Source organism: Betaproteobacteria bacterium (genome assembly GCA_016720065.1).
In the GTDB taxonomy this organism is placed as follows: domain Bacteria; phylum Pseudomonadota; class Gammaproteobacteria; order Burkholderiales; family Rhodocyclaceae; genus SSSZ01.
Genome location: JADJXY010000001.1, coordinates 526,093 through 546,667, shown reverse-complemented (window position 1 = coordinate 546,667; position 20,575 = coordinate 526,093). Strand labels below are relative to the sequence as shown.

Here is a 20,575-nt window from a genome sequence, read left to right as displayed (position 1 = left end):
ATCAGGGGGTTGTAATGAAGCCTAGCATGTTCCGTCTCGGCGCCATGGCCGCGGCCTTTCTCGCCTTGGACGCAGGCGCGGCGGGATTCGGGGAGATCACCCTGCAATCGCGGGTGGGGGAGCCGCTGCGCGCCGAGGTCGCCATCGTCGGCGACGACCCCAATCTCGCGGGGGCCTGCCTGCGCCTCGCCCCCTTGAAGGACTCCGACCTGCCGGTGGTCACTGCCGCCCGCCTGCGTCTGGTCCGCGTCGGCGACGCCTACCGGGTCATCGTCACCGGCAGCCGCGCCATCCACGATCCGGTGTTCGTCCTTGCCCTGCGCGCCGACTGCGGCGTCGAATTGCAGCGTGACTTCGTCCTCATGCCTCAGGCGCCAGTGGCCCTGCCCGAAGTCGCCTCGGGCGAGGCACACGCCGTGGCCCCCCCGCGGTCCGGAAATGCCGGTAGCGTCGCAGCTTTCGAGGGTGACACCCTGGAGAGCATCGCCACCAGCCTCGCTGCCGACAGCCCCGCCCGCCAGCGCCGCCTGTTGGCCGGCTTGCGTCAAGCCAATCCAGACCTCGCCGATGACACGCCCCTGGCGGAAGGCACCCGCGTTCTCCTGCCGCCGAAACCCCGGCGCCCCGAAGCGGCGCGACCGGCGAAGCCGCCTGTGCGCACGGCTGCCGCCCCGCCTGCCGATCAGGAACGTCCCGCCCCCGCTCCCCACGCAGCCCCCCGGACTCCGCCCGCCGATACGGCGGACCGACTGGTACTCGGGGCTCCGCCGGTGGAACTCCGAGCGGGGGAAAAGCCCACGGCTCAGAAAGCAAGCCTGCCGGAGATCGAAGAACGCATTCTCAAGATGGAAACGACGCTGGGACTGCTGAATCAACAGGTAGACAAACTGAATCAGGCCATGAATCTGGCCACCGAGGCCCTGGCCCTGCAGCAACAGTTGCAGATGGCCCAGGCCCTCCAGGCACCGCCGGCCCAAGCCGCCGCTCCAGCCGTCGCCCCCCCGGCATCCCGCGCGCCTGCGACGCCGGCCACGACGACCTCCGGGCAATGGCTGGAACTCGCCTTGAGCGCCCTGATCGGCGGGATACTCGCCGCGGGGGGCGCCCATGTCCTGGCCCGCCGCCGTGGGCTGAACGATGGGGACCTTCCCCCTCCGGGCCGGCCCTCCGCCCAGATCCCTCCACCGCCACAGCCGCAATCCCGCCCCGCCGAGGCGCCCCCCGCACCGCTCGCAGCGGCGGCCCCGGAAATCGACCTTCTGCTCGACTCCGTGCCCGGAACCCCGCTCACGCCACCGGCCCAAACCCACTCGGTGCCCCCTTCCATCCCTGACATGGAAGTGGAAGAGGACGAGTCCGCCCTGCACCTGGCCGAGATCATGCTGTCCTTCGGTCGCCTGCGGGGAGCAGCGGACAGCCTGGCCTCGTTCATCGCCCAACAGGCGCCCGACCGCATCGAAGCCTGGCTCATGCTGCTCAATCTCTACCGTCGTGCCGACATGCGCGACGAGTACGAGACCCTGATGCGGCGCATCCGGGATCGCTTCAATTTCCGTGTACCCGACTGGGAAGAGTCCGAAACGCCGGTCTCGGGGCTCAAGTCCCTGGAGGATTACGAGCACATCACCCGACGTCTGACCAAGACCTGGGGCACCCAGTCCTGCCGCGACTATCTCGCCGGCCTGGTACAGGACAACCGCGAGGGCCAACGGGCGGGCTTCCCCCTGGAAGTCATCGAGGAAATCGTCTTTCTGCTGCACCTGCTGGATGAGGGCTATGGCTGCCAGCGGGCGAAAGTCGTCCCGCTGCCAAGAGCCGCCTGATCGACCGCAAGGTACGGCCTCAAACCGGGTTGTCGATATCGACGAAGCGGCAATCCAGGGCGAAGGTTTGCGCCAGATGGTCGGCGAGGGCCCGGACGCCGTAGCGCTCGCTGGCATGGTGACCGCAGGCCACGTAGGGCACACCGCTCTCCCGGGCCAGGTGAACCGTCTGTTCGGAAATCTCTCCGGAAACAAAGACGTCCGCCCCCAGGGCGATGGCGGCTTCGAAGTATCCCTGGGCAGCACCGGTGCACCACGCCATGCGGCGGACGGGTCGTTTCCCGTCACCGACGAGCAGGGCATCCCTTCCCAGAGCGCCGCCCAAGTCGGCCGCCAAATCTGCGGCCACCGGCGTCCCCGCCGGCCGCCCCAGACAGCCCAGATCCTGGTCCCCGAAGCGCCCCTCCGGCTGCCAGCCGGCAAGGCGCGCCAGCTGGACGTTGTTGCCGAATTCCGCATGGGCATCGAGGGGCAAATGGTAGGCAAGCAAATTGATGTCGGCGCTCAGGAGCGTTGCCAGGCGCCGGCGACGCATCCCGGTGACACGGCCATCCTCGCCGCGCCAGAAATAGCCGTGGTGGACCAGGACGGCATCGGCACCGGCCGTTACCGCCGCGTCGAGCAGGGCCTGACTGGCCGTCACGCCGGCGACGATGCAGCGGACATCGGCGCGTCCTTCCACTTGCAGGCCGTTTGGGCAATAATCCCGGAAGCGGCCGCAGTCCAGCACCCGGTCGAGATACTCCACCAATTCTTCCCGCTTCATCGTTCCGGTCTTCCATGCAGAGGTTGTGGCTGATTTTTGCACAAACGGTGACGGTTCTGCTGGCCGCCCTGTTCGTCGTCGCCACCCTCAAGCCCGAATGGCTTCCGCGGGAGCGGCCTGCGGTGGTGGCCCTGCACGAATCGCACACGCCCCCTGACGACGGCACGCGTCAGGCGTCCACTTACCGTGAAGCGGCACGCAAGGCCCTGCCTTCCGTGGTGCACATCTACACCACGCAGGAAATCCAGGCGCCCCGGCACCCCTTGCTGGAGGATCCGATCTTCCGCCACTTTTTTGGCGATCGCTTCGACAGCCGCCCCCAGCGCACCTCCAGCCTGGGCTCCGGCGTCATCGTCAGCGATTCCGGCTACATCCTGACCAATTTCCACGTCGTCGAAGCTGCCGAAGACATCCAGGTTTCCCTGGCCGACGGCAGCACGCAGAAGGCCCGGGTCATCGGCAGCGACCCGGAGTCCGATCTGGCGGTCCTGCGCATCGCCGGCGACCATTTGCCGGCTATCACCTTCGGCCAGATGGAGCACCTGCGGGTCGGCGACGTGGTGCTGGCCATCGGCAATCCCTTCGGCGTGGGACAGACGGTCACCATGGGCATCGTCTCGGCCCTGGGGCGCTCTCACCTGGGCATCAATACCTTCGAGAATTTCATCCAGACCGACGCGGCGATCAACCCGGGCAACTCGGGCGGCGCCCTGGTCGATACCGCGGGCAATCTGGTCGGCATCAACACGGCCATCTACTCCCGTACCGGCGGCTCCCTGGGGATCGGCTTCGCCATTCCGGTGTCCAGCGCCAAGGACATCATGGAGCAAATCATCCAGAATGGCGCGGTCACCCGGGGCTGGATCGGCGTCGAGGCCCAGGAAATCACGCAGGAACTGGCGGAGTCCTTCGGGCTGCCCGATACGGCGGGCGCCCTGATCGCTGGCGTGGTGCGGGGCAGTCCGGCCGACGGCGCCGGGGTTCGCCCTGGAGATGTTCTGCTAGCCGTCGGGGACAAGGCGGTCAAGGATTCCCAGGTCATGCTCGACCTGATCGCCGCCCTGAAGCCCGACGAGCGCGTCACCTTCCGCCTGCGGCGGGACAAGACCCTGCTCGAATTGCCTGTCCGCATCGGCAAGCGCCCGGCCATGAAGCCGCAGGAGGATTGAGCCGTGTGCCAGTTGCTCGGCATGAACTGCAACGTGCCGACCGACATCTGCTTTTCCTTCACCGGCTTTCAGGCCCGCGGCGGGGCCACCGATGTCCATACCGATGGCTGGGGCATTGCTTTCTTCGAGGGAGCCGGGGTTCGCCTCTTCCTCGACCCGCAGCCCTCCGCCGCGTCGCCTGTGGCCGAACTGGTGCGGGGCTACCCCATCCGCTCGACCAACGTCGTGGCCCACATTCGCAAGGCCACCCGGGGCTCGGTCGGCTTGGAAAATACCCACCCCTTCCTGCGGGAGCTCTGGGGACGGCACTGGATATTCGCCCACAACGGTCATCTCGAAGGCTTTGCGCCAAGCCTGACCGGCTTTCCGCAGCCGGTGGGCAGCACCGACAGTGAGGCCGCCTTTTGCTGGCTATTGCAGGAACTGCTGCGGGAATTCGGCTCGGTCCGCCCGCCGGACGATGCCCTCTTTGCGGCACTGGCGCGGCTGACGATCCGCCTCGCCGCCCACGGCGAATGCAATTTCCTGCTTTCGGGAGGCGAGTGGCTGATGGCCCACGCCTCCACCCGCCTCTCCTACATCGTGCGCCGGGCCCCCTTCACGGAAGCCCATCTGCGCGACCAGGATGTGACGGTGGATTTTTCTGCCCTGACGACCCCGGCGGATCGGGTGGCGGTGATCGCCACCGAACCGCTGACCGACAACGAAACCTGGCAGGAAATGCCCCCCGGAAGCCTCTGGTGGTTCCAGGAGGGCGAAGCAAGACGCTGGCTCCCGACGCTGGCCGGACAGCGGCGCACGCCGCCGGCCGCGCTTTGAGCAGAATTCAGGGCGGTGGCGCGTCGGTAGCAGCCGGCTCCGGTCGCGACACAAGACGTGAAGCAAGGATGCCAAGTTCATAGAGCAGGCACATGGGGATGGCCAGGGCCAGCTGCGACACCACGTCAGGCGGCGTCACCACGGCCGCAACGACGAAGGCCCCCACGATGAAATAGGAGCGCCATTCCTTGAGGCGCTCGACGGTGACCAGACCCATGCGCACCAGCACCACAAGGGCCACAGGCACCTCGAAGGACACGCCGAAGGCGACAAACATGGTCATCACGAAGGACAGGTAGGCCTCGATGTCCGGCGCCGGGGTGATGCTCTTGGGCGCGAACCCGGAAATGAAGGTGAAGACCTGACCGAAGACGAAGAAATAGCAGAAGGCCATCCCGAGCAGGAACAGCAGGGTGCTGGACACGATGAGGGGGATGCCCAGGCGCTTCTCGTGGGCGTACAGACCCGGAGCGACGAAGGCCCAGGCCTGATAGAGCACCACCGGGAGCGCCACGACGAAGGCCACCAAGGCCGTGATCTTGAGGGGAACCATGAAGGGCGTGATGACCCCGATGGCCACCATCTTGGCGCCTTCCGGCAGGGTCTTGGTCAAGGGCAGGGCGAGCAGGTCGTAGATGGCGCCCGGTCCGGGGTAGAGGCACAGCACCCCAAAGACGATCCCCACCGCAATCAGGCTGCGCATGAGGCGGTCGCGCAACTCGACCAGGTGGGAGATGAAGGACTCTTCCGCCGCGTCGCTCATGCAGTCGTCTTGGGGGTTGCGCCGTCCGCAGGTGGCGGAAGCGGGGTATCGAGCGACGCTGCTGCAGGTAGCGCCGCCTCGACCTCAGCCGCCACGGCGCTGACGGGCGCTTCGATCGCGGTGCGGGTGGCCTCCAGATCCTTCCGCAGGGAATCCTCGATTCCGCGGGCGGATTCCACCACCTCGGATTGCATCTTCTTCAACTCGTCGAGCTGGATTTCGCGGTTGATGTCGGCCTTGACGTCACTCACGTAGCGCTGTGCCCGCCCCAGGAGGTGGCCCACCGTCTTGGCCACCCGGGGCAGTTTCTCGGGCCCGATGACGATGAGCGCCACGATGCCGATGACGATGAGTTCGGAGAAGCCTATGTCGAACATGCTGGTATGCGGATCGGGTCCTTGGTGCGCAGAGACGAAGCAAGCGCCCGGCGTCTTGGCCGCGCACGGCCCGCCGACCCGCCCCCCGTGGCCTGAGCTAGCTCTTGGTCTTTTCCTTGACTTCGACGTCGATGGTCTGGCCGCTGACTTGCTGGGGGGGCACCGGTTCTGCCGCTTTGTCGGCGCTGCCTTCCTTCATGCCGTCCTTGAAGCCCTTCACGGCGCCGCCCAGATCCTGCCCCACGTTGCGCAGTTTCTTGGTGCCGAAGATGAGCATGACGATGACCAGGACGATGAGCCAGTGCCAAATGGAAAAACTGCCCATGATTCTCTCCTCAGATGCGTTTGAGCATGGGGCCGACCGGATCCGGCCCGCCCACGATGTGCATGTGCAGGTGCGGCACTTCCTGACAACCGACCCGCCCGGTGTTGATGATGACACGGAAACCGTCCGGGCTGCCCTGGGCGACGGCGATTTCGTTGGCCTTGAGGAGCATCCGGCCCAGTACCGCCGCGTCCTCCGGCACCACGGTGGCAAGCGAAGTGATGTGTTTCCTGGGGATCACCAGAATGTGCACCGGGCGAGCCGGATTGATGTCCTTGAAGGCGAGGATGTCTTCGTCTTCGAACACCCTGGCGGCCGGAATCTTGCCCTCGACGATGCGACAAAAGATGCAGTCGCTCATTTCTTCTGGCCCCGGGCCGCTTTTTCATCGATGCCCGAAATCCCCTCGCGCCGCCGCATCTCCTGGGAAACGTCCTCGATACCCATGTCGTAGAAGGCGAGCAGCACGAGAACGTGGTAGATGACGTCGGTGGATTCCCAGACGATGTTGAGCCGCTTGCCATCCTTGGCCGCCATGATGAGTTCGGCGCATTCCTCGCCGATCTTTTTCAGGATGGAATCCGGCCCCTCAGCAAAGAGTTTGGCGGTGTAGGATTTTTCCGGATCAGCGTGCTTGCGCTCAGCCAGGGTTTCGGAAAGGCGATGCAGGATGTCGTGAGTGCTCATTTGGCGTAGATGTCCTTGGGGTCTTTCAAAACCGGATCGGCGGGAACCCAGCGCTCCCCCCTGAGTTCGTTGAAAAAGCAGCTCTCGCGGCCGGTATGGCAGGCGATGCCGCCTTCCTGGGCGATGGCGAGGAGCACGACGTCGCCGTCGCAATCGGTGCGGATGGAACGCACGTTCTGGAAATGACCCGACTCCTCGCCCTTCTTCCACAGCCGGCCCCGGGACCGCGACCAGTACACCGCCCGTCCGGTGCGGGCCGTTTCCCGCAGCGCCTCGCGGTTCATCCAGGCAAACATGAGCACCCTGCCCGTCGTGTCATCCTGGGCGACAGCCGGTATGAGTCCGTCTGCATCCCATTTGAGCGCCTCCAGCCAGGGGAGCGCGTTGTCGAGATCACTCACGACCACGCCCCGCGCGCCGCGCCACCTGGGGGCGACACATTCCCGGAGCAGTCGTGCAGCCCGCTCATAGACGCACTTCGATGCCCCGGGAACGGAGGTGTTCCTTGGCCTGCCGTACCGTGTACTCGCCGAAGTGAAAAATGGAAGCTGCCAGCACCGCGTCGGCCCGCCCTTCGGTCACCCCATCGGCCAGATGCTGGAGATTGCCCACCCCGCCGGAGGCAATGACGGGAATCCCCACGGCGTCAGCCACCGCCCGGGTCAGGGCGAGATCGAAGCCGTTCTTGGTGCCGTCCCGGTCCATGCTGGTGAGAAGGATTTCGCCAGCCCCCAGGGTCTCGACCCGCTTCGCCCAAGCGATCGCGTCGAGACCGGTGTCGTTCCGCCCGCCGTGGGTGAAGACATGCCAAGTGCCCGGCCCGGTCTGCTTGGCGTCGATGGCCACCACGATGCACTGGGAGCCCACCTTGCTGGAAGCCTCGTGGACCAAATCCGGATTCTGTACCGCGGCGGTGTTCATGGAAACCTTGTCGGCTCCGGCATTGAGCAGCCGCCGCACGTCTTCCACCTTGCGCACACCACCGCCCACGGTGAGGGGGATGAAAACCTGCTCGGCGCAGGCCTCGACGATGTGCAGGATGATGTCGCGCTGGTCGGAGGAGGCCGTGATGTCGAGAAAGGTCACCTCGTCGGCCCCCTGCTCGTCGTAGCGGCGCGCGATCTCCACCGGGTCGCCCGCGTCCCGCAGGTCGACGAAATTGGTGCCCTTCACGACCCGGCCGGCGGTCACATCCAGACAGGGAATGATCCGCTTGGCCAGCCCCATCAGGCGCCAGCCTTGTCGGCCGCGGCCTGGGCCGCCTTGAAATCGAGGCTGCCGTCGTAGATGGCGCGGCCCGCGATGGTGCCGATGACGCCCTCGCCTTCGACGGCACAGAGCTTCTCCACGTCGGCGACGCTGGACAGCCCCCCCGAGGCGATGACCGGAATGCTCAGAGCCTGGGCCAGACGCACGGTGGCCTCGACATTGACGCCGGAGAGCATGCCGTCGCGGCCGATGTCGGTATAAATGATGGCCTCGACGCCGTAATCCTCGTATTTCCGCGCCAGATCGACGACATCGTGGCCGGTGAGCTTGGACCAGCCGTCGGTGGCCACCTTGCCATCCTTGGCATCCAGACCGACGATGATGTGGCCGGGGAAGGCGCCGCAGGCATCGTGCAGGAAGCCCGGATTCTTCACGGCCGCGGTGCCGATGATGACGTAGCTGATGCCGTCGTCCAGGCAGCGTTCGATGGTGTCGAGATCGCGGATGCCGCCGCCCAGTTGGACCGGGATCTTGGCACCCACTGCCTTGAGGATGGCCTTGATGGCCGACTCGTTCTTAGGCTTGCCGGCAAAGGCGCCGTTCAGGTCCACCAGATGGAGCCGGCGTGCACCCTGGTCGACCCAGTGGCGCGCCATGGCGGCGGGGTCCTCGGAAAACACGGTGGCCTGTTCCATCAGGCCCTGTTTCAGACGGACGCACTGGCCGTCCTTCAAGTCAATGGCGGGGATGATGAGCATGGGAAGCGGGAGAGGGAGATACGGAAAGTCACAGCCGCCGGCGCGGAGAAATCAGGGACGCCACTGGGCGAAATTCTTGAGCAACTGCAGCCCGTCGCGGGCGCTTTTCTCCGGGTGGAACTGGACGGCGAAGATATTATCCCGCCCCACTGCACAGGTAAAGGGGACGCCGTACTCGGTCGATCCGGCCACCAGGGCGCCGTCGCGGGGTTCGACGCAGTAGCTGTGCACGAAGTAGAAGCGGGCGCCGTCGGCGACGCCCTGCCACAGGGCATGGGGCCTCTGGCGCACCTCGTTCCACCCCATGTGGGGCACCTTGAGGCGCTGACCGTCGGCGGCGCTCATACGGGCTTCCGGAAAGCGCCGCACCGAACCGGCGAAGACACCCAGGCCGGCCACGTCGCCCTCTTCGCTGTGCTCGAAGAGCATCTGCAGGCCGATGCAGATGCCCAGAAAGGGCTTGTCCCGGGCTGCAGCGAGGACGGCGGGCCGCAGGCCACGAGCGTCGAGTTCCCGCATGCAGTCGGGCATGGCGCCCTGTCCGGGAAAGACGACGCGCTCGGCGGCGGCGACCACCGCCGGGTCGGCGGTGACCACCACCGGCTTTCCGTCCGCCACATGCTCCAGGGCCTTCGACACCGAACGCAGGTTGCCCATGCCGTAGTCGATGACGGCGATGGCCTTGCCAGCAGTCACAAAGTCCCCTTGGTGGAAGGCATGGCGCCGGCCATGCGGGGATCGGGCGTCGCCGCCATGCGCAGGGCGCGGCCGAAGGCCTTGAAGACCGTCTCGGCCTGGTGATGGGCGTTGACGCCGCGCAGGTTGTCGATGTGCAGGGTCACGCCGGCGTGATTGACCAGCCCCTGGAAGAATTCGCGCACCAGATCCACGTCGAACTGCCCCACCCAGGCGCGGGTGAATTCGACGTTGAAATCGAGCCCGGGACGGCCGGAAAGGTCGATCACCACGCGGGAGAGGGCTTCGTCCAGGGGAACGTAGGCGTGACCGTAGCGGGTGAGCCCCTTCTTGTCGCCCCAGGCCTGGGCCAGTGCCTGGCCGACGGTGATGCCGATATCTTCGACCGTGTGATGGGCGTCGATATGCAGGTCACCCGTGGCCTCGACGTCGAGGTCGATCAGGCCATGGCGTGCGATCTGGTCCAGCATGTGATCGAGAAAGGGCACGCCGGTGGCGAAGCGCCCCCGGCCGGCGCCGTCCAGGTCGAGACGCACGGTGATGCGGGTCTCCAGGGTGTTGCGGGTGATTTCGGCTTGACGCATGGGGCAGCGGCGTTCGGGCAAAGCGGCATGATACCATTTCGCCCTGTTTCCGCCCTTCCCGCCGCCATGAGTCGCTTCTGGAGCCAGGCCGTCCGCGGCCTCACCCCCTATGTTCCCGGCGAGCAACCCAGGATCGCCGACCTGGTCAAGCTCAACACCAACGAAAACCCCTACCCGCCCTCGCCCCGGGTGCTGGCGGCGATCCGCGCCGAACTGGGCGACGACGGCGCCCGCCTGCGCCTCTACCCGGACCCCAACGGCGAAGCCCTGAAGGCGGCCGTGGCGCGGGAATATGGCGTCGAGGCCCGCAACGTCTTCGTCGGCAACGGCTCCGACGAGGTGCTGGCCCACATTTTCCAGGGGCTCCTCAAGCACGAGGCGCCCCTCCTCTTTCCCGACATCACCTATAGCTTCTATCCGGTCTATTGCGGGCTTTACGGTGTCGATTACCGCAGCGTCCCCCTGGACGAGGACTTCGCCATCGACCCGGCGGCTTACGGCGGGAACTGTGGCGGCATCATCTTCCCCAACCCCAACGCCCCCACCGGGCGCCTGCTGCCGCTGGACGCCGTGGACCGTATCGCCGCCAGCAATCCCGACGCGGTGGTGGTGGTCGATGAAGCCTATGTGGATTTCGGCGGCGAGTCCGCCATCCCCCTCACCCGGACCCGGGACAACCTCCTGGTCGTCCACACTTTGTCCAAATCCCGCTCCCTGGCCGGCCTGCGGGTAGGCTACGCGGTAGGCCACCCCGACCTGATCGAGGCCCTGGAGCGGGTGAAAAACAGCTTCAATTCCTATCCCCTCGACCGCCTGGCCCTGGTCGGCGCCGTCGCGGCCCTGGAAGACAGGGAGCACTTCGAGCATTCCCGCCAGGCCGTCATCGCCACCCGGGAACGCCTCGCTGCTGCCCTCGCCGGCCTGGGCTTCGCCGTCGTGCCTTCGGCGGCCAACTTCCTCTTCGCCCGCCACCCCGGCCACGATGCCGGAGCCCTGGCCCAGGCCCTGCGGGAGCGCAGCATCATCGTGCGCCACTTCCGCCTGCCGCGCATCGACCAGCACCTGCGCATCACCGTCGGCACCGACACCGAGTGCGAACGCCTGGTCGCCGCCCTGACCGCCATCCTGGCATGAGCGCCGCCCCCTACGCGGCGGTCGCCGAGCAGATGGCCGATGCCCTCATCTACGCCGACAGGGCAGGCCATATAGTGCTCTGGAACCGCGCCGCCGAGGCCCTTTTCGGCCATCCCGCGGCAGCCGCCCGGGGCCAGAGTCTGGACATCATCATCCCCGAGCGCCTGCGCGCCGCCCACTGGGCCGGCTATCACCGCGCCCTGGCGGCCGGCCGGACCCGGGGCGACGGCAGCCCGACCCGCAGCAAGGCCCTCACCGCCGCGGGAGAGACCATCTACGTCGAGATGAGCTTCGCCGTGGTGAGTGACGACGCCGGCCAGCCCCTGGGATCGGTCGCCGTCGCCCGCCGCGCCCCCCCGCCGGCCCGCTGAGGGGGGCCGAACTCCGCGCCGCGACCTCCGTCCAAACTGCATAGCCCTCCACCCGACCATGAACCCCAAGACCGAAGACATTCGCTGGCTGCGCCCCGACGGATCCGTCGTCTCCTGCACCGAGAAAATCAAGGTGCTGCGGGAAAACCTCGCCGAACTGCGCCAGGTCGCCCAGGATTCCTTCGAGGACGCCCTCCTGATGGAGTGCTCCGAAGAGCAGATCCGGGCGGTGTTTCAGGAGCTGATCGCTTCGCTGGAGAATCCTTACCAGCCTTGAGCCCACAATACTTGACAACTTGACATGCAAGATCGGGCCACCTATTGGATGGATTCGATCCCAACCGGAGAACTCCCGTGAAATCCGTCCAGGTTGCCGAATTCAAAGCCCGCTTTTCCGAAATGATCGATGCCGTCCGCGCTGGCGAGACGGTCGTCGTCGCCTACGGGCGTAGCCAGGAGAAGGTCGCCGCCCTGATTCCCTACGCCCAGCTTCCCGTCGGGCAGCCCCGCCGCCTCGGCGTTCTGGCTGGCCGTGCAAAAGTCGTCCTGGCCGAGACTTCGCCCTTAGCGACGAAGAATTCCTCGGCGAATGAAGCTTCTCCTCGATACCCGCGCCTTCCTCTGGGCGGCGATCGATCCCGACCGGCTCTCGCCGGCTGCCCGCGGCGCCCTCTGCGACCCCGGCAACACAGTGGCCGTGAGCGCCGTATCGTTCTGGGAGGTGGCACTCAAGACCGCCCTCGGGAAGCTCACCCTCAGCGGCACGGACCCGGAAGGCCTGATCGACGCTGCTCTGGCCCAAGGCTTCGATCTCCTTCCCCTTGACCCCGGCCCGGCGGCCCGCTTTCATCGCCTGCCGACCCATCCACAGCACCGCGACCCCTTTAACCGCATGCTCGCCTGGCAGGCCCTGGCGGAGGGCTACACCCTGGTGAGCCGCGATCGCCAATTGACCCGCGCGCCGCCCGACGGGCTGCGGGTGTTGTGGTAGGGCTCACACCCAGCCCGCCAACCCCGCCGCCGCCCCGGCCGCGATGAACCACAGGGGATGGAACTGGGTGCGCAGGTTGAGAATCACCGCTCCGGCCGCCAGCACCCATCCCGCCCAGTCGAGCCCGGCCCCGCTGCCGATCAGCGCCGCCCCGGCGAAGACCAGCCCCACTGCCAGGGGCGCCACGCCCATCTGCACCGCCTGCTGCCAGCGGGCGCCGCGAAAGCGCTCCCAGCGGGGGATGAGAAAATAGATCACCACGCTCATGGGCAGGCACATGGCCAAGGTCGCCACCAGGGCGCCGGCCAGGCCGGCGACCTTCCAGCCGATCAGGGTCACCACCAGGCCGTTGGGGCCGGGGGCCGCCTGGGCGATGGCGTAGAGATGGATGAAGGTGGCTTCGCTCAGCCAGTGTTCCTGTTCCACCACCACCCGCTGCATTTCCGGCAGCAGGGCCGTGGCGCCGCCGAAGGCGATGCAGAAGAGCAGCGCGAACTGAAGGAAGAGCTCAGCGAGGAGCGGCATCCTGCAAGCGCCAGTAGGCCAGGGCTGCGGACACCCCGAGCAGGGCCACCATCAGCGCCGGCAAAGGCCAGCGCAGGACGGCGATGCCGATGAAGACGAGGCCTGCGAAGGGCAGGAAGAAGCGCTTGTCCCGTACCGCCATGCCCATGCGGATGGCGGTGGCGAAAAGGAGGCCGCAGCCCACGGCGGCGATACCCCGCAACATGCCCTGGACCAGGGCCAGTTCGCCATAGCGGTCATACAGCAGGGCCAGCAGCAGAGCAATGACCAGCGGCCCGCCCATCAGGCCCCCGGCGGCGGCCATGGCCCCGGCCACGCCCCGGTAGCGGGAACCCACCGCCACCGAGAGGTTGATGACGTTGGGCCCGGGCAGGAACTGACACAGGCCGAGGAGGAAATTGAATTCCTCCGCCGTCAGCCAGCGCCGCTCCTCCACCAGCATGCGCCGGGCGAAGGGCAGGACGCCGCCGAAGCCGGACAGACCCACCGAGGAAAAGCCGAGGAAGAGCTCCTTCAAGCCGGGCTTGGGAGCGCCCTCCCCCGCCATCAGGATTCCAGCCGGTATTCGGCCGACTGCGCGTGGGCCGGCAGGCCTTCGCCCTGGGCCAGGGTCGAGGCGATGCGGCCCAGGGTCTGGGCGCCGGCCTTCGACACCTTGATCAGGCTGGTGCGCTTCTGGAAGTCATAGACTCCCAGGGGCGACGAAAAGCGGGCGCTGCCGGAAGTGGGCAGCACATGGTTGGGGCCGGCGCAGTAGTCGCCCAGGGATTCGGAGGTGTAGTGGCCGATGAAGATGGCCCCGGCGTGGTGGATGTGCTCGACCCAGGGGTCGGGCTCGGCCAGGGACAGCTCCAGATGCTCCGGCGCCACCCGGTTGGCAATGGCGATGGCTTCGGCCAGGTCGTGCACCAGGATGAAGGCGCCACGATTGGTCAACGAAGTCTCGATCACCGCCCGCCGCGGCATGGTGGGCAGGAGCCTGTCGATGCTGGCCTGGACGCGGTCGATGAAGGCTGCGTCAGTGCAGATGAGGATGGACTGGGCCAACTCGTCGTGCTCGGCTTGCGAAAACAGGTCCATGGCCACCCAGTCCGGGTTGCCGGAACCGTCGGACACCACCAGGATTTCCGAGGGGCCGGCCACCATGTCGATGCCGACGATGCCGAAGACCCGGCGCTTGGCGGTGGCCACGTAGGCGTTGCCGGGGCCGACGATCTTGTCCACCTGGGGCACGGTGGCGGTGCCGTAGGCCAGGGCCCCGACCGCCTGGGCGCCGCCGATGGCGAATACCCGGTCCACGCCGGCCAGGCAGGCCGCCGCCAGGACCAGCTGATTCTTCTCGCCGTCCGGGGTGGGCACCACCATGATCAGCTCTTCGACGCCCGCCACCTTGGCGGGAATGGCATTCATCAATACCGACGAGGGGTAAGCCGCCTTGCCGCCGGGCACGTAGAGGCCGACCCGATCCAGCGGGGTGACCATCATGCCCAGTTTGGTGCCATCGGCCTCCGTGTAGGTCCAGCCTTCCATCTTCTGCCGCTCGTGGTAGGCGCGGATGCGGCCGGCGGCGGCTTCCAGGGCGGTGCGACGCTCGGCGGGCAGGCCGTCGAGGGCTGCCTGCAACTCGGCCTTGCCCAGCTCCAGGTCGGCCATGGACGTGGCGGAGAGGCGGTCGAAACGGTTGGTGTATTCGACCACGGCAGCGTCGCCCCGGGTCTTGACCTCGGCCAGGATGGCGGCGACGGTGCGCTCGATGGCGTCGTCAGCGGCGCCCTCGAAGGCGAGCAGGGCGTCGATGCGGGCGGTGAAATCGGCGTCTGCCGTGGATAAGCGTTGGATGGGCACGGTCATCCTATTTCTCCACCGCCCCGGCGAAGGCGTCGAGGATGGGTTGCAGGGCTTCCCGCTTGACCTTGAGGGAGGCCTGATTGACCACCAGGCGGCTGGAAATGGGCATGATGTCCTCCACCGCCACCAGATTGTTGGCCTTCAGGGTGCCGCCGGTGGAAACGAGGTCCACGATGGCGTCGGCGAGGCCCGCCAGGGGGGCAAGCTCCATGGAGCCGTAGAGCTTGATGAGGTCCACATGGACCCCCTTGGCGGCGAAGTGCTCCCGCGCCGTCTTGATGTACTTGCTGGCCACCTTGAGGCGGGCACCCTGGCGCACGGCGTTGTCGTAATCGAAACCGGCGGGCACGGCCACCATCATGCGGCACTTGGCGATCTTGAGGTCCAGGGGCGCATAGAGCCCTTCGCCGCCATGCTCGATGAGCACGTCCTTGCCCGCCACGCCGAGGTCGGCGGCGCCGTACTGGACGTAGGTGGGCACGTCGGTGGCGCGCACGATGACCACCCGCACCTCGGGTCGATTAGTGCCGATGATGAGCTTTCTCGAAGTTTCGGGGTTTTCGTCCGGGACGATGCCCGCCGCAGCCAGCAGGGGAAGGGTCTCATCGAAGATGCGGCCCTTGGAAAGTGCAATGGTGATGCCGTTCACGGGATGATCTCGTGGTAAAAAGCGGATTTTACCGCAAAGCCCACCCCTCCCCATGAGCGCCATCATCTACGCCCTGACTGCCAACGGAGGCATCGCCATTTCCAAAGGCGCCGCCGCCATGTACACCGGTTCCTCCGCCATGATGGCCGAAGCCGTCCATAGCAGCGCCGACTGCGCCAACCAGCTCCTGCTGCTCCTGGGGCTCAAGCAGGCCAAGAAGGAGCCCACGGCCCAACACCCCCTGGGCTTCGGCAAGGCCACCTATTTCTGGTCCTTCGTGGTGGCCCTGATGCTCTTCTCCCTCGGCGGTGCGTTCTCGATCTACGAGGGCGTACACAAGCTTTCCAGACCCGAGCCGGTGGAGAACCCCCTGGTCGCCATCGCCGTCCTGACCATCGGCATCGTGCTCGAAGCCTGGTCCCTCAAGGGCTGCATCGCCGAAATCCGCGAAAAGGCCGGCCCCATGCCCCTGTGGCGTTACTTCAAGGAAAGCCGCGAAGCAGAACTGGTCGTCATCATGGGCGAAGATATCGCTGCGCTTCTGGGTCTGTTCGTCGCCCTGGTGGCCATCAGCCTTGCGGCGCTCACGGGGAATCCGCTTTTCGACGCAGCGGGGAGCATCGCGGTCGGGGTGCTTCTGGTGGTGGTCGCCATCGGCGTCGGCTTTCAGGTGCAGAGCCTGCTGATCGGTGAGAGCGCTGCGCCGGAAACCGTCGCCGCCATGCGCGCCTGGCTCACCGGGCGCGACGAAATCGCCGAGTTGTACGACCTGATGAGTCTGCAAATGGGGAGCTACATCTTCGTCGCGGTCAAGGCGCGCATGAGCGAGGCCCAGGACGCCGGCCGCCTGGTGGACGACGTCAACCGCGTCCAGGACGGGTTGAAGGCCGCCTTCCCGGAAATCCGCTGGGTGTTCTTCGAACCGGACGACAAGGGGGAAGGCTGACCGCGCCGCCCGAAGCGCTGCCGCAGGGCACCCTGGCGATCAGTGCACGCGCTTCACCGAGGCCCCCCGAAAACGCGGCTTTTTGGCTGTCGCCAAAAACTCGCGAATCAGTGCACGCGCTTCACCGAGGCCCCCCGAAAACGCGGCTTTTTGGCTGTCGCCAAAAACTCGCGAATCAGTGCACGCGCTTCACCGAGGCCCCCCGAAAACGCGGCTTTTTGGCTGTCGCCAAAAACTCGCGAATCAGTGCACGCGCTTCACCGAGGCCCCCAGGCGCGCGAGTTTTTCCTCGATCCGCTCGTAGCCGCGGTCGAGGTGGTAGATGCGTTCGATGAGGGTTTCGCCTTCGGCGACCAGGCCGGCGATGACCAGGGAGGCGGAGGCGCGGAGGTCGGTGGCCATGACCGTGGCGCCCTGGAGTTGGGGGACGCCACGCACGATGGCGTTGCTGCCTTCGATCTGGATGTCGGCCCCCAGGCGCATCAATTCCACCGCGTGCATGAAGCGGTTTTCGAAAATGGTCTCGCGGATGGTCGCCACACCTTCGGCCACCGCGTTGATGGCCATGAACTGGGCCTGCATGTCGGTGGGGAAGGCTGGATAGGGCGCCGTGCGCAGGCTGACCGCCTTGAGCCGCTGCGGCGCCTTGAGGCGGATGGCATCGCGCTCGGTGACGATGTCGCAGCCGGCGTCCATGAGCTTGTCGATGACCGTGTCGAGATAGGCGCCCGAGGTCTTGAGCAGACGGATATCTCCGCCGGTGGCGGCGGCGGCGCAGAGGTAGGTGCCGGTCTCGATGCGGTCCGGCATGATGGCGTGCCTGGCGCCGGTCAGGCGCTCGACCCCCTGGATACGGATGATGTCGGTGCCCGCACCAGAAATGCGCGCCCCCATGGACACCAGGCAGTTGGCAAGATCGACCACTTCCGGCTCCCGCGCGGCGTTTTCGATGATGGTTTCGCCTTCGGCGAGGCAGGCCGCCATCATGAGGTTTTCGGTGCCGGTGACGGTGACCATGTCGGTGCAGATGCGGGCCCCTTTCAGGCGACTGGCCTTGGCGTGGACGTAGCCCTGTTCGACCCGGACTTCCGCCCCCATGGCCTGCAGGCCCTTGATGTGCTGGTCCACGGGTCTGGCGCCGATGGCACAGCCGCCGGGCAGCGATACCCGGGCCTCGCCGCAGCGGGCGACCAGGGGACCGAGGACGAGGATCGAGGCCCGCATGGTCTTGACCATCTCGTAAGAAGCCAGGGGATTGGACAGCCCGGCGCCGTCGAGAACCACGGAATCCGATCCCTCCAGGGTCACCCCGACACCCATCTGCCCCAACAGGCGCAGCATGGTCGAGATGTCGTTCAGGTGGGGAACGTTGGTGAGCGTCAGAGGCTGATCGGAGAGCAAGGACGCGCAGAGGATGGGGAGGGCCGCGTTCTTGGCTCCCGAGATCGCGACTTCGCCGGCCAGGGGAACGCCCCCTTGAAGCAGTAATTTATCCACGCTGGGCACTCCATTCTTCTGGGGTGTAGGTCTTGAACGAGAGCGCGTGCAGTTCCCCGGTGTCGAGGCGCTCGCGCAGGGTCTGGTAGACCCGTTGCTGCCGCTGGACGCGGTTCTTTCCGGCAAATTCGGCGCTCACCACGACGGCGTCGAAGTGGTGGCCGTCGCCATCGACGGAAAGGTGCTCGCAGGGAAGCCCTGCGAGGATGAGTTGCTTGATCTGTTCGGGATGCATCATTCTTATGCCCTCAGTTTCCAGCCGCGTTTCAGGAGCCCGAGGGTGAGCGCCGAAATTGCCGCGAGGCTGGCGACGACCACGATCAGGCTCAGGTGCGGCGGCACGTCGGAGACGCCGAAAAAGCCATAGCGGAAGCCGTCGATCATGTAAAAGACAGGATTGTAATGGGAGACGCGCTGCCAGAATTCGGGCAGCGAGTGGATCGAATAAAAGACACCGGAAAGCATGGTCAGCGGCATCACCAGAAAGTTCTGAAAGGCCGCGAGCTGGTCGAATTTTTCGGCCCAGATGCCGGCGATCACCCCCAGGGCGCCGAGCACGCCGCCACCCGCCAGGGCGAAGGCGAGAATCCACAGGGGAGCCTCGATGCGCAGGGGCGCGAACCAGGCGGTCACCGCCAGCACACCGACAGCCACCATCAGGCCCCGCACCATGGCGGCCAACACGTAGGCGGCGAAAAAAGCCCCATAGGAGATGGGCGACAGCAACACGAAAACGATGGACCCGGTCACCTTGGACTGGATCAGGCTGGAGGACGAATTGGCGAAGGCGTTCTGCAGCACCTGCATCATGACCAGACCGGGGACGAGGAAGGCGATGTAGCGCACGCCATGGACGGCCACATGCTCGTCGAGGACGTGGCCGAAGATGAGGAGGTAGAGCAGCGCCGTGAGCACCGGCGCCGCGACGGTCTGAAAGCTCACTTTCCAGAAGCGCAGCACTTCCTTGCTGAACAGGGTCCAGAAGCTAAGCACTTTTCATCACCCGCACGAACACTTCCTCCAACGAGGCACCCCGGTGAGCTGCCATGAGCCCTTCCCGGGTATCCAGGGCGACGACGCGCCCCTGTTTCATCAGGGCGATGCGCCCGCACAGGGCCTCGGCCTCCTCCAGATAATGGGTGGTCAGGATAATGGTGTGCCCCTCGCCGTTGAGGCGCCGCACGAACTGCCAGAGTCCCTGCCGCAATTCCACATCCACCCCTGCCGTGGGCTCGTCGAGCACGATGACCGGCGGCTTGTGCACCAAGGCCTGGGCCACCAGGACGCGGCGCTTCATACCACCGGAGAGGCGCCGCATGTTGACCTCGGCCTTGGCGCTGAGATCGAGATTGGCCAGGACTTCGTCGATCCAGTCGTCGTTGCGGCGCAGACCGAAGTAGCCGGACTGGATGCGCAGGGTCTCGCGCACAGTGAAAAAGGGGTCGAAAACGAGTTCCTGGGGGACCACGCCCACGAGACGGCGCGCCTCCCGATATTCCCGCCCCACATCGCGCCCCAGGACGCTCAGGCTTCCGGAGTCCGGCCGCACCAGGCCGGCAAGACAGGAAATCAGCGTGGTCTTGCCGGCTCCATTGGGGCCCAGGAGACCAAAAAACTCGCCCGCGGCGATCTCCAGGGACACCCCAGCCAGCGCCGTCAGGGCACCAAAACGCTTGACAACGTCAACGAGAGATACGGCGGCGGGCACGAAGGAAAAGCGGGATCAGACGAGGGGCAGGATACCGTCCAGGTCGTAGAGCCCTGCCAGGGCCCTGACACCGGACGGAGCGCCACGGAACGCAAGGCTTCCCCCCTGTTTCTCCGCCTGCCGTACCCAATCGAGGAGAACGGCAAGGGCCGAGGAATCAGCCCCGCCAACGGCCGCCAGATCCACCACGGCAACCCCCCCGTCGATGAGGGCAGCCCCGGCCGCGCGCAGGGCCGCGGCATTGTCTATGACCATGGGAACGGTCACCCGCCAGCCGCCGGGGCGGCGCTCGATCATTTCTTCTCCGCTTTGCCGGCTTCGAGCGACTGGTTCTTGCCAGCCAGGGACTGGATCAGGCCATCGATGCCGCCGTTGCGGATCTCCTGGCCGAACTGATCGCGGTAGTTGGTCACCAGGCTAATGCCCGCAACGACCACGTCGTAGACCTTCCAGCCGTTGTCCAGCCTTTCCAGGTTGTAGTCGAGCTGGATCGGCTTGTTGCCGGCCTGGAGAATTTCGGTGCGCACCAGGGCATCCGTGGCACCTGTCGCCAGCACGAAGGGCTTGTAGCGGACCGTCTCGTTGCGGTACGCGGACAGGGAATTGGAGTAGGTCCTCACCAGCAAGGTCGTGAATTCATGGGAAAGGCGCTCCTGTTGCTGGGGCGTCGCCCGCCGCCAGTCCTTGCCCACCGCCAGCGCGGTCATGCGAGTGAAGTTGAAGTGGGGCAGCACACGGGTCTCGACCAGTTCCACGGCCTTCCTGGCATTGCCGTTCTGGATTTCCTTGTCCTTGCGGACGATGTCGAGCACCTCGTCGGTCACCCGCCGCACCAGGGCGTCGGGAGCCTCCTGCGCCTGGGTGGCCAGGGAGAGGAGCAGCAGAAAAAAGGCAATAAAAAGTCTCATGCGGGCACGACTTCCGTAGGGC

General features: G+C 66.4%; 29 protein-coding genes. 8 read left to right on the top strand and 21 right to left on the bottom strand.

Annotated elements, in window-relative coordinates:
* Nucleotides 1-14 precede the first annotated feature (14 nt).
* Nucleotides 15-1,823, top strand: coding sequence for a hypothetical protein (locus IPM73_02665; GenBank protein MBK8916989.1), 1,809 nt, complete (start codon nucleotides 15-17; stop codon nucleotides 1,821-1,823).
* Nucleotides 1,824-1,842: 19 nt separating this feature from the next.
* Here the strand turns inward: IPM73_02665 and IPM73_02660 are convergent, their stop codons facing one another.
* On the bottom strand, nucleotides 1,843-2,589 hold the full coding sequence (locus IPM73_02660) for a Nif3-like dinuclear metal center hexameric protein (GenBank protein MBK8916988.1): 747 nt from the start codon (nucleotides 2,587-2,589) through the stop codon (nucleotides 1,843-1,845).
* A gap of 14 nt (nucleotides 2,590-2,603) precedes the next feature.
* On the opposite strand from IPM73_02660, the gene IPM73_02655 reads away from it, so the two are divergent.
* On the top strand, nucleotides 2,604-3,758 hold the full coding sequence (locus IPM73_02655; protein ID MBK8916987.1) for a Do family serine endopeptidase: 1,155 nt from the start codon (nucleotides 2,604-2,606) through the stop codon (nucleotides 3,756-3,758).
* 3 nt (nucleotides 3,759-3,761) lie between these two features.
* Nucleotides 3,762-4,577, top strand: coding sequence for a class II glutamine amidotransferase (locus IPM73_02650; GenBank protein MBK8916986.1), 816 nt, complete (start codon nucleotides 3,762-3,764; stop codon nucleotides 4,575-4,577).
* A gap of 7 nt (nucleotides 4,578-4,584) precedes the next feature.
* Here the strand turns inward: IPM73_02650 and tatC are convergent, their stop codons facing one another.
* The 10 genes from tatC to hisB form a co-directional block, all read right to left on the bottom strand.
* A complete protein-coding gene (tatC, locus tag IPM73_02645; protein ID MBK8916985.1) occupies nucleotides 4,585-5,340 on the bottom strand; it encodes a twin-arginine translocase subunit TatC in 756 nt (251 codons plus the stop codon).
* Nucleotides 5,337-5,717 (bottom strand): twin-arginine translocase subunit TatB, encoded by a 381-nt coding sequence (tatB, locus tag IPM73_02640; GenBank protein MBK8916984.1) that lies wholly within the window; start codon nucleotides 5,715-5,717, stop codon nucleotides 5,337-5,339. Before tatB ends, tatC begins: the two co-directional genes overlap by 4 nt.
* A 97-nt stretch (nucleotides 5,718-5,814) precedes the next feature.
* Nucleotides 5,815-6,042, bottom strand: a complete 228-nt coding sequence (gene tatA / locus IPM73_02635) for a Sec-independent protein translocase subunit TatA (protein MBK8916983.1) — start codon at nucleotides 6,040-6,042, stop codon at nucleotides 5,815-5,817.
* Between the two features lie 10 nt (nucleotides 6,043-6,052).
* Nucleotides 6,053-6,403 (bottom strand): histidine triad nucleotide-binding protein, encoded by a 351-nt coding sequence (locus IPM73_02630; protein ID MBK8916982.1) that lies wholly within the window; start codon nucleotides 6,401-6,403, stop codon nucleotides 6,053-6,055.
* On the bottom strand, nucleotides 6,400-6,729 hold the full coding sequence (locus IPM73_02625; protein ID MBK8916981.1) for a phosphoribosyl-ATP diphosphatase: 330 nt from the start codon (nucleotides 6,727-6,729) through the stop codon (nucleotides 6,400-6,402). The genes IPM73_02630 and IPM73_02625 overlap by 4 nt, the downstream gene beginning before the upstream one ends.
* Entirely contained in the window at nucleotides 6,726-7,130 is a 405-nt protein-coding gene (gene hisI / locus IPM73_02620) for a phosphoribosyl-AMP cyclohydrolase (GenBank protein ID MBK8916980.1), read from the bottom strand. The genes IPM73_02625 and hisI overlap by 4 nt, the downstream gene beginning before the upstream one ends.
* Before the next feature lie 64 nt (nucleotides 7,131-7,194).
* A complete protein-coding gene (hisF, locus tag IPM73_02615) occupies nucleotides 7,195-7,956 on the bottom strand; it encodes an imidazole glycerol phosphate synthase subunit HisF (GenBank protein ID MBK8916979.1) in 762 nt (253 codons plus the stop codon).
* A complete protein-coding gene (hisA, locus tag IPM73_02610) occupies nucleotides 7,956-8,696 on the bottom strand; it encodes a 1-(5-phosphoribosyl)-5-[(5-phosphoribosylamino)methylideneamino]imidazole-4-carboxamide isomerase (GenBank protein MBK8916978.1) in 741 nt (246 codons plus the stop codon). Before hisA ends, hisF begins: the two co-directional genes overlap by 1 nt.
* A 51-nt stretch (nucleotides 8,697-8,747) precedes the next feature.
* Nucleotides 8,748-9,353, bottom strand: a complete 606-nt coding sequence (gene hisH / locus IPM73_02605; protein MBK8916977.1) for an imidazole glycerol phosphate synthase subunit HisH — start codon at nucleotides 9,351-9,353, stop codon at nucleotides 8,748-8,750.
* A gap of 35 nt (nucleotides 9,354-9,388) precedes the next feature.
* On the bottom strand, nucleotides 9,389-9,976 hold the full coding sequence (hisB, locus tag IPM73_02600; protein ID MBK8916976.1) for an imidazoleglycerol-phosphate dehydratase HisB: 588 nt from the start codon (nucleotides 9,974-9,976) through the stop codon (nucleotides 9,389-9,391).
* A 66-nt stretch (nucleotides 9,977-10,042) separates the two neighbouring features.
* On the opposite strand from hisB, the gene IPM73_02595 reads away from it, so the two are divergent.
* The 4 genes from IPM73_02595 (at nucleotide 10,043) to IPM73_02580 (ending at nucleotide 12,472) form a co-directional block, all read left to right on the top strand.
* On the top strand, nucleotides 10,043-11,110 hold the full coding sequence (locus tag IPM73_02595; protein MBK8916975.1) for a histidinol-phosphate transaminase: 1,068 nt from the start codon (nucleotides 10,043-10,045) through the stop codon (nucleotides 11,108-11,110).
* A complete protein-coding gene (locus IPM73_02590) occupies nucleotides 11,107-11,481 on the top strand; it encodes a PAS domain S-box protein (protein MBK8916974.1) in 375 nt (124 codons plus the stop codon). Before IPM73_02595 ends, IPM73_02590 begins: the two co-directional genes overlap by 4 nt.
* A gap of 58 nt (nucleotides 11,482-11,539) precedes the next feature.
* The gene (locus tag IPM73_02585) at nucleotides 11,540-11,758 is read left to right on the top strand and encodes a hypothetical protein (GenBank protein MBK8916973.1); all 219 of its coding nucleotides are present in this window, start codon (nucleotides 11,540-11,542) and stop codon (nucleotides 11,756-11,758) included.
* A gap of 312 nt (nucleotides 11,759-12,070) precedes the next feature.
* The gene (locus tag IPM73_02580) at nucleotides 12,071-12,472 is read left to right on the top strand and encodes a type II toxin-antitoxin system VapC family toxin (protein ID MBK8916972.1); all 402 of its coding nucleotides are present in this window, start codon (nucleotides 12,071-12,073) and stop codon (nucleotides 12,470-12,472) included.
* A gap of 3 nt (nucleotides 12,473-12,475) precedes the next feature.
* Here IPM73_02580 and IPM73_02575 read toward each other — a convergent pair whose 3' ends face one another.
* From IPM73_02575 to IPM73_02560, 4 genes are read right to left on the bottom strand one after another with little or no spacing between them, the layout of a single operon-like run.
* Nucleotides 12,476-12,997 carry a chromate transporter gene (locus IPM73_02575; protein MBK8916971.1) on the bottom strand — a complete coding sequence of 174 codons (522 nt, stop codon included), beginning with the start codon at nucleotides 12,995-12,997 and terminating at the stop codon, nucleotides 12,476-12,478.
* Nucleotides 12,981-13,544 carry a chromate transporter gene (locus tag IPM73_02570; protein MBK8916970.1) on the bottom strand — a complete coding sequence of 188 codons (564 nt, stop codon included), beginning with the start codon at nucleotides 13,542-13,544 and terminating at the stop codon, nucleotides 12,981-12,983. The genes IPM73_02575 and IPM73_02570 overlap by 17 nt, the downstream gene beginning before the upstream one ends.
* Nucleotides 13,544-14,848 carry a histidinol dehydrogenase gene (gene hisD, locus IPM73_02565; protein ID MBK8916969.1) on the bottom strand — a complete coding sequence of 435 codons (1,305 nt, stop codon included), beginning with the start codon at nucleotides 14,846-14,848 and terminating at the stop codon, nucleotides 13,544-13,546. The genes IPM73_02570 and hisD overlap by 1 nt, the downstream gene beginning before the upstream one ends.
* A gap of 1 nt (nucleotide 14,849) precedes the next feature.
* Nucleotides 14,850-15,494 carry an ATP phosphoribosyltransferase gene (locus tag IPM73_02560; GenBank protein MBK8916968.1) on the bottom strand — a complete coding sequence of 215 codons (645 nt, stop codon included), beginning with the start codon at nucleotides 15,492-15,494 and terminating at the stop codon, nucleotides 14,850-14,852.
* A gap of 52 nt (nucleotides 15,495-15,546) precedes the next feature.
* Between IPM73_02560 and IPM73_02555 the strand changes: the two genes are divergently transcribed.
* On the top strand, nucleotides 15,547-16,440 hold the full coding sequence (locus IPM73_02555) for a cation diffusion facilitator family transporter (GenBank protein ID MBK8916967.1): 894 nt from the start codon (nucleotides 15,547-15,549) through the stop codon (nucleotides 16,438-16,440).
* A gap of 243 nt (nucleotides 16,441-16,683) precedes the next feature.
* Here IPM73_02555 and murA read toward each other — a convergent pair whose 3' ends face one another.
* From murA to IPM73_02525, 6 genes are read right to left on the bottom strand one after another with little or no spacing between them, the layout of a single operon-like run.
* The gene (murA, locus tag IPM73_02550) at nucleotides 16,684-17,937 is read right to left on the bottom strand and encodes a UDP-N-acetylglucosamine 1-carboxyvinyltransferase (protein ID MBK8916966.1); all 1,254 of its coding nucleotides are present in this window, start codon (nucleotides 17,935-17,937) and stop codon (nucleotides 16,684-16,686) included.
* Complete coding sequence (locus IPM73_02545; GenBank protein MBK8916965.1) at nucleotides 17,930-18,172, bottom strand: BolA family transcriptional regulator; 243 nt, start codon at nucleotides 18,170-18,172, stop codon at nucleotides 17,930-17,932. Before IPM73_02545 ends, murA begins: the two co-directional genes overlap by 8 nt.
* Before the next feature lie 5 nt (nucleotides 18,173-18,177).
* The gene (locus IPM73_02540; protein MBK8916964.1) at nucleotides 18,178-18,930 is read right to left on the bottom strand and encodes an ABC transporter permease; all 753 of its coding nucleotides are present in this window, start codon (nucleotides 18,928-18,930) and stop codon (nucleotides 18,178-18,180) included.
* Entirely contained in the window at nucleotides 18,923-19,645 is a 723-nt protein-coding gene (locus tag IPM73_02535) for an ABC transporter ATP-binding protein (GenBank protein ID MBK8916963.1), read from the bottom strand. Before IPM73_02535 ends, IPM73_02540 begins: the two co-directional genes overlap by 8 nt.
* Nucleotides 19,646-19,660: 15 nt before the next feature.
* Nucleotides 19,661-19,942 carry an STAS domain-containing protein gene (locus IPM73_02530; GenBank protein ID MBK8916962.1) on the bottom strand — a complete coding sequence of 94 codons (282 nt, stop codon included), beginning with the start codon at nucleotides 19,940-19,942 and terminating at the stop codon, nucleotides 19,661-19,663.
* On the bottom strand, nucleotides 19,939-20,553 hold the full coding sequence (locus tag IPM73_02525) for an ABC transporter substrate-binding protein (GenBank protein MBK8916961.1): 615 nt from the start codon (nucleotides 20,551-20,553) through the stop codon (nucleotides 19,939-19,941). Before IPM73_02525 ends, IPM73_02530 begins: the two co-directional genes overlap by 4 nt.
* Nucleotides 20,554-20,575: the final 22 nt, after the last annotated feature.